Origin of the sequence: Anaerocolumna sp. MB42-C2 (assembly GCF_030913705.1) — a bacterium.
Lineage (GTDB): Bacteria > Bacillota > Clostridia > Lachnospirales > Lachnospiraceae > Anaerocolumna.
On record NZ_CP133190.1, the window covers coordinates 3,146,709 to 3,160,033 of the forward strand.

The 13,325-nt window shown below is 36.7% G+C and carries 10 protein-coding genes; 4 read left to right on the top strand and 6 right to left on the bottom strand.

Annotation, left to right across the window (positions count from 1 at the left end; genetic code table 11):
- Positions 1 to 51: 51 nt before the first annotated feature.
- From RBU59_RS13890 to RBU59_RS13905, 4 genes are all read right to left on the bottom strand, one after another.
- A complete protein-coding gene (locus RBU59_RS13890) occupies positions 52 to 918 on the bottom strand; it encodes a transglutaminase domain-containing protein (protein ID WP_308148451.1) in 867 nt (288 codons plus the stop codon).
- Positions 919 to 1,149: 231 nt separating this feature from the next.
- Positions 1,150 to 1,428 (bottom strand): septation regulator SpoVG, encoded by a 279-nt coding sequence (gene spoVG / locus RBU59_RS13895; protein WP_308148452.1) that lies wholly within the window; start codon positions 1,426 to 1,428, stop codon positions 1,150 to 1,152.
- Positions 1,429 to 1,469: 41 nt separating this feature from the next.
- The gene (glgD, locus tag RBU59_RS13900; RefSeq protein WP_308148453.1) at positions 1,470 to 2,591 is read right to left on the bottom strand and encodes a glucose-1-phosphate adenylyltransferase subunit GlgD; all 1,122 of its coding nucleotides are present in this window, start codon (positions 2,589 to 2,591) and stop codon (positions 1,470 to 1,472) included.
- Positions 2,588 to 3,862, bottom strand: a complete 1,275-nt coding sequence (locus RBU59_RS13905; protein ID WP_308148454.1) for a glucose-1-phosphate adenylyltransferase — start codon at positions 3,860 to 3,862, stop codon at positions 2,588 to 2,590. The genes glgD and RBU59_RS13905 overlap by 4 nt, the downstream gene beginning before the upstream one ends.
- A 421-nt stretch (positions 3,863 to 4,283) precedes the next feature.
- Between RBU59_RS13905 and murC the strand changes: the two genes are divergently transcribed.
- The 4 genes from murC (at position 4,284) to RBU59_RS13925 (ending at position 9,731) form a co-directional block, all read left to right on the top strand.
- Positions 4,284 to 5,687 (top strand): UDP-N-acetylmuramate--L-alanine ligase, encoded by a 1,404-nt coding sequence (murC, locus tag RBU59_RS13910; protein ID WP_308148455.1) that lies wholly within the window; start codon positions 4,284 to 4,286, stop codon positions 5,685 to 5,687.
- Positions 5,688 to 6,008: 321 nt separating this feature from the next.
- Positions 6,009 to 7,139, top strand: a complete 1,131-nt coding sequence (locus tag RBU59_RS13915; RefSeq protein WP_308148456.1) for a DnaD domain protein — start codon at positions 6,009 to 6,011, stop codon at positions 7,137 to 7,139.
- A gap of 91 nt (positions 7,140 to 7,230) precedes the next feature.
- A complete protein-coding gene (locus tag RBU59_RS13920) occupies positions 7,231 to 8,217 on the top strand; it encodes an ATP-binding protein (RefSeq protein WP_308148457.1) in 987 nt (328 codons plus the stop codon).
- Between the two features lie 344 nt (positions 8,218 to 8,561).
- Complete coding sequence (locus tag RBU59_RS13925) at positions 8,562 to 9,731, top strand: ribose-phosphate pyrophosphokinase (protein ID WP_308148458.1); 1,170 nt, start codon at positions 8,562 to 8,564, stop codon at positions 9,729 to 9,731.
- Between the two features lie 178 nt (positions 9,732 to 9,909).
- Here RBU59_RS13925 and RBU59_RS13930 read toward each other — a convergent pair whose 3' ends face one another.
- Complete coding sequence (locus RBU59_RS13930; RefSeq protein ID WP_308148459.1) at positions 9,910 to 10,722, bottom strand: MerR family transcriptional regulator; 813 nt, start codon at positions 10,720 to 10,722, stop codon at positions 9,910 to 9,912.
- A gap of 111 nt (positions 10,723 to 10,833) precedes the next feature.
- A complete protein-coding gene (locus RBU59_RS13935) occupies positions 10,834 to 13,287 on the bottom strand; it encodes a transglycosylase domain-containing protein (RefSeq protein WP_308148460.1) in 2,454 nt (817 codons plus the stop codon).
- Positions 13,288 to 13,325: the final 38 nt, after the last annotated feature.

The following is a 13,325-nucleotide window of genomic DNA, read 5'->3' on the forward strand; positions in this document are numbered from 1 at the left end:
GCGATGCCTCATAATTATTTATGTATAAGATTTATTACCAAAACGCTAATTTTATTCTATGTAGGATACTTTACTCATAACATAATTTTGACAAAACTCTTCTTTCTTAAATTCCTCATCCCTTTTATGGCCTTTAAAATCTCCATTCGATTTTAGAAAATAATCATAGGTAGAAATGCTTTTTCCGTCAGATGTTAATGGATCATCCCAGGTACAATCTATGTTATACCATTTACCCCCTAATTTAACTATATTCCAACCGTGGCTGTCTTTATTGCCGGTTCCTGTTATAATGCGGCAGGGTATTCCTGCTTCAGTAAACATTTTATATGCAATGCTCATATATCCCTGGCAAGTGGACCTTTTATTTATCAAATTATCATAAGCAGAATAATTTTCCGTATCCGTATCATAAGATGAATTTTCAATAATATAGTCATGAATCATCTTAATTTTTTCATAATCAGTTTTTTTATCAATCTCCCATTTTTGAAACAGCTTTTTAATCGTTTCATCTACCTGGGAGGTTTCTTTTGCAGTCTCATTATACTCAAATTCATAAGTAATGGTAAGAACATTCCCAAATCCTACAATATGGGCATAAATACTGTTGGTTTTATACCTTAAGTAATCATAATCACTTGAAGTTCTTTTATCATCTATTTCATAAACCAGATCAATAGCATCTTCCGTAAACCACTCCATGCTCTCTACTTTACCGACAAAACGGAGTTCAATTTCTGTTAAGCCCTCTAACATGGCACTGCGAACATCCTTAACAAAAGTTTGTGCGTTTCCGGTTTGATCTGCATAACCGGTAAAAAACAGCCAATCCGTTAAATGGTATCTGTTGTTAACAGTATAAAGAAGCAGAACTAAGAAAATTAATGAAAACAGAAACTTAAAAAATTGTCTCATATATCAACCCCTTTTTCATAATCTTCTTTTATATTTATTAAAGCCCTTCATCACACAATCAAGAAACAAATTTGTATATAAAGACGAAACAATAATATTTTTTTTGAAATTCGATTCATAGTAATTTAATTACTATTATACTCTACTACTATATCAGTCTGCAATCTATAAATACAAAAGGAGTATCTTAAATGCCCCTTAACAGTCAATTAAGATACTCCCCTCATTTTACTACATTTCTTTTTCTTCAAATTCTTCAGCAGCGATTTCATAGCTTTCCAGAATTATTTTTTGAATTTTATCTCTTGTTACCGAATTAATTGGATGTGCGATGTCGCGATACTCCCCGTCACCTGCTTTTCGGCTGGGCATTGCAATGAATAATCCTTTTTCACCTTCGATTACTTTAATATCATGTACTACGAATTCGTTATCCATTGTAATTGATACGACCGCCTTCATCTTTCCTTCTTTACTTACCTTGCGTACACGCACGTCTGTTATCTGCATTGTGTAGATCCCCCTTTAATATTTATCTTTTTGTTATTCGTCTAGAGTATATATCTTTCATTTTTCTCTACTACTATTTTGATATTTCCCGGTTCCCCAATGTGGGTTGTATTTACCCTGATTGTATCCCGGCTTTCTACTATGCAATTCTCTATATAAGTGTTGTCCCCAATATATACATCATTTAATATGATGGAATTTTTAATGGTACAGTTATTGCCTATATAAACTTTCTTAAACACAATAGAATTTTCAACTACTCCGTTGATAATACATCCGCTGGAAATAATGCAGTTTTTCACGGAAGATCCCTGATTATACTTTGCTGGCGGTAAATCGTCAATCTTAGAATAAATGTCCGGATATTCTTTAAAAAAATAGTCCCTGACGTCTTTCTTTAAGAAGTCCATATTCGTCTTATAATAAGAATCTACGGTTGCTATGTTACTCCAATACGTATCCATCTCATAGGCATATATTTTCTTCAGGTTTTTATAACGAATCAAAATATCTTTCACAAAGTCATAGCGGTCTTCCTCGGCTGAAATCTCTAAAAGCTCAATTAACAATCTTCTTCTTATAACATAAATACCTATGGAAACGGTATTAGCAGATGTCATAAGCGGCTTTTCCTCAAACTCAACTATTCTTCCATCTTCATTTGTATTAATAATTCCAAATCTGCTTGCATCCTCTCCTTCTATTAATTGTTTACTTACCACCGTGATATCCGCTTTTTTATTAATATGATATTCCAGCACTTTATTATAATCCAGCTTATAAACACCATCACCGGATGTAATAACTACATAAGGTTCATGACTATTTTTTAAAAAATTAAGATTCTGATACATGGTATCTGCGGTTCCACGGTACCAGAAACTATTATCTGCCGTAATGGTTGGGGTGAATACAAATAACCCCCCCTGTTTTCTACCGAAATCCCACCATTTGGAGGAATTCAGATGTTCATTTAATGATCTCGAATTATACTGCGTAAATACAGCTACTTTCTGTATATGGGAATTGGACATATTACTTAATGCAAAATCAATACAGCGGTAACTCCCTGCAACCGGCATAGCAGCTATCGCCCTTTTACCCGATAATTCCCTCATTTTATTACTGTTGCCGCCGGCTAATATGATTCCTACTGCTCTCATAGCTTACCACCTGCCTTAATCAATGTTTCGCCTCCAGATAGAACTCCGTCCGGATAATCTTCCATTGTGGTTAATCCGGCAACAGCCGTATTTTTACCAATTTTGACATGGGGTGGAATCACTGATTTCTCCGCTATAGTTACGAGCCCATACGAATAAATTGACGGTTCTTTTATATTTGGAACCTCTTCACCAATGCCAAGTTCGGAATACGCCCCCACTTTAGCACTTTCTGCCACGATAGATTTATGAATAACAGCTCCATCCTCTATTATGACGTCTTTCATTATAATGGAATCTCTTACCACCGCTCCAGTACCAATATAAGTACCGGAACCGATAACGGAGTTATATACTTCACCATAGATTTCAGCGCCGTCACCGATAATCGCTTTATTAATTACCGCCGTATCTGCTATGTATTGCGGGAGTATGGTATCACCTTTGGTATATATCTTCCAGAACTCTTCATATAAATTAAATACCGGTACCAGGTCAATCAATTCCATATTAGATTCCCAGTATGACCCTAAAGTTCCGACATCTTTCCAATATCCATTATATTCATAAGCGAATATCCGGTCTCCCCGTTCATGACAGTAAGGAATTATGTGTTTACCAAAATCACAACCCTTTTGTTCAGATAAAGTAATCAAAGCCTCTCTTAAGATATTCCAGGAGAAGATGTAAATTCCCATGGAAGCTAAGTTGCTTCTTGGCTTTTGTGGTTTTTCCTCAAAATCGATTATTCTCTTTTCCTCATCGGTAATGACCACTCCGAAACGACTGGCTTCTTCCATAGGTACCGGAATCGTGGCTAAGGTAATATCCGCCTTATGCTGCTTATGAAAATCCAGCATTGACTCATAATCCATCTTATAGATATGGTCACCGCCTAAGATCAGCACATACTCCGGATTATAATATTCCATATATTCAAGGTTCTGATAAATAGCATTCGCCGTACCGGTATACCACTCACTGCTGTTATATTTTTCATGAGGAGGGAGAATAGATACACCGCCGATATTGCGGTCCAGATCCCAGGGAATCCCTATTCCAATATGAGTATTCAGTCTTAATGGTTGATATTGGGTTAATACTCCTACTGTATCCACACCTGAATTGATGCAATTGCTTAGAGGAAAATCTATAATTCTATATTTTCCTCCAAATGCCACTGCAGGTTTAGCCAGATTTGAAGTAAGAACACCAAGCCTTGAACCTTGTCCACCCGCAAGAAGCATAGCAATCATTTCTTTTCTAATCAAGCAATCACCTCCTATTGTTTATTTTGACACCATTATACCATTCTTTTACATAAATGTGAATAAATTTTACAAATATTTTAAAATAAATTATTCTTTTTTTAGCATTATACCTAATTTCATTCTAATTTACTTAAAAAACTAATTCATAACTTTATAAAATTATTGTCTTCACCCGGCTAATTCATAAAAAATTAATAATAATTCATACTTCTGTTATTTTTGTATCCATAGAGCCAAGTTACAATAACCAAATTTTATCATATCTTGTTGGTATGCTGAATTTTTTAATTGTATTTTTATAGGAAATGATTATAATAACTTATAGATAAAAATATCTAAATAAGGCTATTATATAAGAAGAGTTTTATTTCATGTTAATCGTTTATACAAAATAATCAATTAAGATAGGAAGTGCAATTTAATGTATCATATCAATTTTAGCAATCCCATTAAAGTACATTTTATAGGTATTGGCGGTATCAGTATGAGCGGCCTGGCCGAACTTTTACATACGATAGGTTTTAATGTAGTTGGCTCTGATGCAAAAAAGAGCAAAATAACCGAACATCTGGAATCCTTGGGTATCACCGTATTATACGGGCAAAGGGCTTCTAACATTACAACGGATTTAGATCTGGTAGTTTATACCACTGCCGTAAAAGAATCAAACACAGAGTACCAGGCCGTGATACAGGCAGGAATACCGATCATGGACCGTGCCGAGTTATTAGGACAGGTAATGTTAAATTATACGGATGCTATCGCTATCTCCGGTACACACGGTAAAACTACCACAACTTCTATGCTGTCTTTAATTTTATTAGAAGCAAATTTAGACCCTACCATATCCGTAGGGGGAATCTTAGATAATATCAACGGTAATATACGTATCGGCCGCTCAGAACACTTTATAACAGAAGCCTGCGAATATACAAACAGCTTTCTTAAATTTAATCCAACAAAAAGTATTATCTTAAATGTGGAGGCGGAACATCTGGATTTCTTTAAAGATTTAGATGATATTCGTCATTCGTTCCGTCTGTTTGCAGAAAGACTTCCAGAGAACGGCCTTCTGGTTATTAACGGAGATATTGAAAACGTTTCTTACTTTACAAAAGATCTGCCCTGTTCCTTCATGACGTATAGTATTAATGAATCCTCTGGCACCGTACTCGGAGCAGCCGCACATTATACTGCTGCAAATATTCAATATGATTCTTTAGGCCATGGTCACTATGATCTAATGGAAAACGGCAAACTGCTGACCCATATTGAACTAAATGTAATCGGTATCCATAATGTATCCAATTCCCTTCCTGCCATTGCCCTGGCAAGAAGTTTAAACATCTCTCTGGACGTTATTAAGAAGGCTTTATATTCCTTTACCGGAACAGAACGACGTTTTCAATATAAAGGAGAAATCGGCGGAGTAACCATTATAGATGATTATGCACATCATCCCACTGAGGTAGTAGCTACTTTAACAGCAGCCAAAAACTACCCCCATAAAACCACATGGTGTGTATTCCAGCCTCACACCTATACCAGAACAAAAGCTTTCTTAAAAGAATTTGCCTCTGCCCTTTCCCTCGCTGATAAAATCGTGTTAGCTGATATTTATGCGGCAAGAGAAAACAATCCGGGTGATATTTCTTCCAGGGATTTACAGGATGAACTTATAAAAATTGGTAAAGATGCCTACTATCTTCAAAGTTTTGATGATATTGAAAATTTTTTATTACAAAATTGTAATAACGGTGACCTGTTGATAACTATGGGCGCCGGAGACGTTGTAACCATAGGAGAAGCACTCCTAGGTATATAGTTATCCACATTATCCACAACCTTATCAACAATTTCACTGTGATAAGGCTGTGGATTTTTTAGTTCACATAATAATTCTCTGTAATACTGATTACATAGAATAAGAATAATTGATTCTTATCGTTTTCTGCTTGTTTTTACATTATTTTACATATTTCACACTGTCCCTTATCCACACTATCCACATTATCCACATTAACTGTAGTTGAAACTTTTCCAGGAAAATAGCCTATTTCCTTATATTCTTACCTGTGATATAATTGCATGGCAAAGAGTTTGAAACGCAATCTCTAGTTATGCAAAGATAGGAGTTAAAGGCAATATGAGTACAATTATATTAAATTCTAACAGTGCTTCAGATACAACTATAATACCGAATCTATTTATCGATCAATTTATGCCCTCCGCCAACGGTTCTTATGTGAAGGTGTATTTATATCTGCTTCGGTGTATAAACTGTCCCACTGATGTAGAGATTTCAATTTCATCCATTGCAGACCGATTGGATGATACGGAAAAGGATATTATTCGTGCTCTGTGTTATTGGGAAAAAGTAAATTTAATATCCCTCGTGCGAGGCTCCGATAATGATATTATTTCCATTACCATAAATGATATAAATAACCTGAATTCAAGAGATACGGAACCTGTTCAGGAAACAAACCAGGCAACTGCAACAACGGCAGGAATAGAAACCGTTGAAAAGCCGGAACCGGCTATATCGGACAGAACCGAGCCGGTTCCTGGCAGAATATTTGAAAAACCCACTTATTCGGAAGCCCAGATCAAACAGCTTACCGGTACGGATGAAGTAAAGTGGTTATTAAATATTATTGAAATCTATTTGGACCGGCTAATGAAACCTATGGATCTGCAGTTGATTCTGTACTTATACGAAAGTGTAGGATTCTCGGCAGAATTAATTATGTACCTTTACGAATATTGTGTATCCAAAAACAAAAAGAATCCCTCCTATATTGAGGCAGTCGCTCTTTCCTGGGCAGAGGAGGGCATTGACACAGTAGAAAAAGCAGAAGCAGCTACCGCCCTTTATAACAGTAATTATAATGCCGTTAATAAAGCGTTTGGTTTAAATAGAGCTCCCGGGCAGGTTGAAAAACAATTTATTAATAAATGGCTTAACAAATACGGGTTTTCCATTGATATTATCGTAGAAGCCTGTAACCGTACCATATTACAGACTCAGAAACCGGACTTTAAATATACGGATAAAATACTGGAAAATTGGCATAAAAAAGGAGCTAAAGAGTTACCTCAGATATCTCATCTGGATGAAGAACATCAAAAAATCGCAGCTAATAAGGCAAATAATAAACCTGCTGCCGTAAACACGAAACCATCTCCCGGAAATCGTTTTAATGCTTTTCCTCAAAGAACCTATACCGATGAAGATTATTCTTCCATGGAACAACGGTTATTACATAAACAATAAACAAACTTAGGTAATTGCGAAACTATATAGTGTTTTTCAAATACATTATTGGAGTTTCTCAATTACCAACAACCTGTAGAGGAGGGTCCCTATGGCTTTAAAAAATTATCAGTATAATAAGATTTTACGGGAATATGATATGATACAGCTGCAGAATAAGCATGACCTGGATATACGCACAGAAGAAGTCTATCGGGCCATTCCGGAGCTGAAAGAAATTGATGATGAGGTTGTGACCTGTGCAGTTTCCAGTGCCAAACTTCTCTTAATGGGCGATAATAACTCCTTATCTCCATTAAAGAAAAAAACAGAGGAAGCATCTGCTAAAAGAGCTTCGTTATTAGCTAAGCACGGTTATCCTGAGGATTATCTTAAACCCACCTTTCATTGCCCAGACTGTAAGGACACCGGTTATATTGGTAACGAGAAATGTCATTGCTTTAAACAGGCCATAGTAGATATTGTTTATTCCCAGTCCAACATAAAAACGGCTATTGTGAGAGAGAACTTCGATACCTTTTCCTATGAGTATTATGCTGAGGATTATATTGAACCGAGTACCAGAATGACTCCCAGAGAAAATATAAAGAAAGTAGTAGAAGTCTGTCAAAATTATATTAATCAGTTTGACAAAGAATATAATAATCTTTTATTATACGGCAATACAGGTGTTGGTAAAACATTTCTGGCTAACTGCATTGCCAAAGAACTTTTAGACAAAGCTAATACGGTTATTTATCTTACCGCTTTCCAGCTATTTGATATATTGGAGAAAAATAAATTCGGTAAAGGAGAAGATAATTTTGAATTCCAGAACCAGTTTGATTATATATTGGACTGCGATTTACTGATTATTGATGACCTTGGAACAGAATTAAATAATTCATTTGTAAATGTACAATTATATTTATGTATTAATGAACGTTTCTTAAGAAGAAAATCAACGATTATATCAACTAATTTATCTTTGGATAATATTAATACAATCTACAGCGAACGCGTATTTTCAAGAATTGCAAGCAATTATACTCTTCTTAAAATCGTTGGTGAGGATATTCGTCTCAAGAAGTTATTTTAGGTTACAGTTCAGCCGCATGCTGAACTGTAGTTACTGTTCACATCCCTGCAAAAACCAGCAGTGTTGTGAACAATAACACGCTTCGCGATGCACACAAAACGCAAGGGCAGCGTTTTGGCACTGCAATTCTCCGGTTTTTTGTGACAGCGCATTCACAAAAAACACGTCGCGTTTGTTACCTGTGAACAGTAACGAACTGTAACTATTTTAGAGCCTACTTTGCTATTTAGCCTTGACTTAATAAAAGGTTAATGGTATAACGTTAATGGACATTTTACCATACATATAACGACAGCATATTTGACAATGCAGTTGTTAATCAAATTTTATTGGAGGTCAATAGAATGCCGCAGCAAGAAAAAATATTTGAAACGATCCCAGTCGGTACTTTAGGTATCATATCTCTGGAAAGCAGTAAATCTCTGGGACAAAAAGTAAATGATTATATTGTGGAATGGCGTAAGGCAAGAGAAAGCGAACATACTTCTACAATTGCATTTGCAGGATACCAGCGTGATTCCTACCTTATTGATGCCGGCTGCCCGAGATTCGGTACCGGAGAAGCAAAAGGTATCATCAGGGAATCCGTTCGTGGTACTGATTTATATCTGCTTTTGGACGTTTGCAATTACAGTTTAACTTATACGGTTTGCGGACATACCAATCATATGTCACCGGATGACCACTATCAGGATTTAAAGAGAATTATTGCAGCTGTAGGCGGTAAAGCCCGCAGAATCACTGTAATCATGCCTTTCTTATATGAGAGCCGGCAACATAGACGCAGTTCCAGGGAATCCCTTGACTGTGCATTGGCTTTACAGGAATTAACCAATATGGGTGTAGAAAGTATTATAACCTTTGATGCCCATGACCCACGTGTACAAAATGCGATTCCGCTAAAGAGTTTCGAAACTGTACAACCTACCTACCAGTTCATTAAAGCTTTGTTAAAAAAAGTACCTGATCTTAATCTTGATGCGGAGCATATGATGGTTATTAGTCCCGATGAGGGCGGTATGAACCGTGCCGTATATTTTGCCAATGTCCTGGGAGTGGATCTTGGTATGTTCTATAAACGCCGTGACTATACAACAATTATTAACGGCCGTAATCCGATCGTTGCACATGAATTCTTAGGTTCTGATGTCGAGGGCAAAGATATGTTAATCATTGATGATATGATCTCCTCCGGTGAGAGTATGATCGATGTTGCCAAAGAATTAAAAAGAAGAAAAGCAGGAAGAATTTTTGTGGCATCCACCTTTGGTTTATTCACCAATGGTTTCTCCAAATTTGATGAAGCATACGAGCAGGGATTAATTTATAGGGTTCTAACAACCAATCTGGTTTACCAGACGGAAGAATTATTATCTAAACCTTATTATATTAATGTAGATATGAGTAAATATATTGCTTTATTAATAGATACCTTAAATCATGATTCCTCTATCAGTAAATTATTAAGCCCTACAGAAAGAATCCAGAATATTTTAAATAAATATAATAAGTAATAAAATATACAGGGACTGTTACAAAATCTTTCGTTTACTTGATTTGCACTTACGCAAGTCTATACACTAAGAATTTTGCAACAGTCCCTGTATTTATCGGTTTGTGTCTCATTCAATCTTCAGTTTTCATTCGATTAAAAATCCGACTTACTAACCTGGATGTCCAGTCAATAAGAATCTAATGAATTGACACCGGGATCTGGATTTCCGTTATATATTCATCCGGGCTTTTAGAATCCCATTCCCCTTTTAAGTATAATTCCCTTTGCGGGCCGGATATGGTATAGCCGTTTTCCTCAATCCATTTTGATAAAGCATTATAAGCTGAGCTTAAGGTTTGGTAAGAGCCTTTATGAACAACACAGGCCATCTGTTTTACACTTTCTAAATTTCTGACCTTAATCCGGTCATTCCCTTTCAGGTCTCCAAGGATTGGTTCAATGATTTCTGCATCTACCTTATCCTCCTTATAACCGGCATCATAATAAATTACCATACATGGCGGTACTGTTTTTACACCTTTTTTATCCAGATACTCCCCAAGTTCCATCCACAGATGTCCCTGTTCACTATAACTTGGTATAAAGTCCCTGAGTCCTGCCACTTTTATTTCATCAATAGTTTTTAATACAATATTATAATCCATAATATAATCCTCCTGTTCATATATCTTCATAAATGTTTCTATACGGTTGAGTCTTGATTGTTCTTCTTCTAATCTGCTCCTTATCTCATTTTGTTTTAATTGCAATAGAAGCTTAAGCGTATCCCCTGATTTGTGGCTTAAAATCATAGCAATTTCCTCCAGGGAAAAACCAAGTTCCTTAAGACTTATAATGCGGTTTAGCTTGGGCATCTGCTCTGCGGAATAATAGCGGTAACCGGTAAAATTATCGGTTGTTTCCGGCTGAAGCAGCCCTATGGCATCATAATGTCTTAAAGTGGCAACCGTAACACGGTTTAATTTTGCAAAATCACCTATTTTAAACATAATCAATCACCTATGTGTACACATTTATTATTAATTAAGGCCTTACATTTATGATAAACCCTAATGTAACAGGAGAGTCAATATACTTTTATAATATTTAATTAAGGAATTTTACTCTTCCAGATTGCTTTCCTGGTTATCCCAACTGTTTTCATCGCTCCAGGATCCGTCGTCCCGGCTGTTATCACTGTCCCCATTATCAGAGGGTTCCTCCCAGCCAGGCGGAGTTACTTCACCATCGCCCTCATTAGTAGTTCCCTCATTATCATTCCAGCCGTCCTCACCGGAATTTCCGTCAGGGTTACCCGTAGTTTCACCGGGATTATCCACGTATTCACCGGATGTATTCTCATGTCCGGTATCTGTTTCATCACTCTCAGTGCTGTTCTCATCTGTTTGTTCCAAGGTTTCCTTAGTTTCAACCGTTTCTTTCGTTTCTACCGTCTCTTCTTTCTCACCCTGAGGTCTTCCATCTTCGTATGGAGTAAACTCCTTGCTCTTAAGGCCTTTATGAATAACATTCATATATTGTTTCCAGATTGCGCCCGGGAATGTTGCACCGGACAACTCATTCGTTGACTTTGGACTATCATATCCAACCCAGACTCCTGTGGTGTAATAAGGAGTATAACCCACAAACCAGCCGTCTTTTTTATCATTGGTGGTTCCGGTTTTTCCTGCACTTATCATTCCGTCAAGCCCCAGTCCGGCTCCGGTACCTCTTAAAATAACGCCGGTTAATACATCCGTCATCATTCTTGCCGCATTGGTATCATAGATTCTCTTCTTGGCTTTATTTTCTTCTACCAGGACATTCCCCTGGGAATCTTCGATTCGGATAATACAGGTTGGTTCTCTGTATACACCGTCATTTTCCAGTGTGGTATAACCCGAAGTTATTTCAAGAGGACTCACACCGGTTGTAAAACCGCCAAGTGAAGTTGCCGGATAATAATCATTTTTATCAATTTTATTAAAATTCATATTTAACAGATAAGATAACCCCACCTTAGGGGTAAGTTCCTCATATAACTTCCATGCAATCGTATTTTTTGATTTTTCAACTGCTTTGCGAAGAGTTATCCTGCCTAAATATCTTCCATCGGAATTGGATGGCCCATCTTTAAATTTCTCATCCACTACGATATCGTCCGGATAATGTCCGTTTTCAAAGGATGGAGTATAAACGATTAACGGTTTAATGGAACTTCCCGGCTGCCTGTAACTTTGGTATCCGCGGTTTAAGGTATAACCTGAGGCTTCCTGATACCTGCCGCCTACAATGGCGACTACCCTGCCTGTTTTGTTTTCTATGGAGACGGCTGCACCCTGAAATTTATAGGTGCCCTCTTTATTTTTATCCGTAAAACCTTTTAGATTGTCATCCACTGCTTTTTGTAACTCTTTCTGTTTCTTTAAGTCGATGGAGGTATAGATGCGATAACCCTCAGTATATAAGGATTTCTGATACTGATTATATAGTTCCGTATACTTTTCATCATAACTCTTACGGTCTTCTTCACTGGTAAATTCATTCCGGAATTCAAACCCCTCCTGTCCCATTAAAGCTCTGGTAGCACAGTAAAATACATACGTTTCTACGTAGTTGTTTTTGCTGATCTTTTTTTGCACCAGTTTTATTTCTTCGTTACAGGCAGCATTGTATTCTTCTTTGCCGATCCACCCGTCTTTTTCCATCTGAAGCAGGATTCTGTCCCGGCGTTTTATGGTATTATCCTTATGGTCTCTTGGGTCGTATAACGTAGGGTTGTTGGGTATTGCACACAAAAACGCAATCTGGGATAAGCTCAGCTTATCTACGGTTTTATTGAAGTAACCGCGGCTGGCTGCCTGTATTCCATAATATCCATTTGCAAAATAAATATTGTTCAAATAGAACTCCATAATCTGTTCTTTGGTATATTTTTTTTCCAATTCGACAGAGATAAAGATTTCTTTTAGCTTTCTTTCAATACTTACCTCATTTGTTAAAAATATATTTCTGGCCAGCTGCTGGGTAATGGTGCTGGCACCCTGGGTTACACCGCCTTTATGCTTCACTAAGGCTATAAAGGCCCTCACATTGGCTTTTAAATCAATCCCGGCATGTTTCATGAAATTCTTATCTTCAATTGCAATCATGGCCTCCCAGACGGCTTTTGGTATATCCTCATATTTTAGGTAATAGACGTCTTTAGCCCCTTTTAATACGGATATCAGCTTCTCATTTTGATCATATACCAAACTGGTTTCCGTCTGTCTGAACGTATCCAGGGTCGACTGACTGACAAATTGATCCGCTTCTTTCTGATAACGTTCAAAATCATCTCCGTATATAAGATAGAAAGTAAGAATACCAATTAATGCGCTGACAGAAAATACAAAACTTGAGAGAAGTAAGATCCAGCGAAATTTTCTCCTAAAACGGGAATGATGTTTCTTTTTTCCGTTTTTAGTACTTTGGGGATTCCCATTCGTATGTACTTTCTTTTTCTCTGTATTTCTGTTTGTTGTTCTTGTATTATATCGGGTGTTTTTAGTTTGATTATTTTTGTTATTTTCCATAATTTCCTCTGCTATTTCTAATCGATAAAAGTTACCTG

What these genes read in the sequence shown, in the direction of transcription:
- RBU59_RS13890 (WP_308148451.1), bottom strand. Translation starts at nt 918, where the DNA reads ATGAGACAATTTTTTAAGTTTCTGTTTTCATTAATTTTCTTAGTTCTG.
- spoVG (WP_308148452.1), bottom strand. Translation starts at nt 1,428, where the DNA reads ATGCAGATAACAGACGTGCGTGTACGCAAGGTAAGTAAAGAAGGAAAG.
- glgD (WP_308148453.1), bottom strand. Translation starts at nt 2,591, where the DNA reads ATGAGAGCAGTAGGAATCATATTAGCCGGCGGCAACAGTAATAAAATG.
- murC (WP_308148455.1), top strand. Translation starts at nt 4,284, where the DNA reads ATGTATCATATCAATTTTAGCAATCCCATTAAAGTACATTTTATAGGT.
- RBU59_RS13915 (WP_308148456.1), top strand. Translation starts at nt 6,009, where the DNA reads ATGAGTACAATTATATTAAATTCTAACAGTGCTTCAGATACAACTATA.
- RBU59_RS13920 (WP_308148457.1), top strand. Translation starts at nt 7,231, where the DNA reads ATGGCTTTAAAAAATTATCAGTATAATAAGATTTTACGGGAATATGAT.
- RBU59_RS13925 (WP_308148458.1), top strand. Translation starts at nt 8,562, where the DNA reads ATGCCGCAGCAAGAAAAAATATTTGAAACGATCCCAGTCGGTACTTTA.
- RBU59_RS13930 (WP_308148459.1), bottom strand. Translation starts at nt 10,722, where the DNA reads ATGTTTAAAATAGGTGATTTTGCAAAATTAAACCGTGTTACGGTTGCC.
- RBU59_RS13935 (WP_308148460.1), bottom strand. Translation starts at nt 13,287, where the DNA reads ATGGAAAATAACAAAAATAATCAAACTAAAAACACCCGATATAATACA.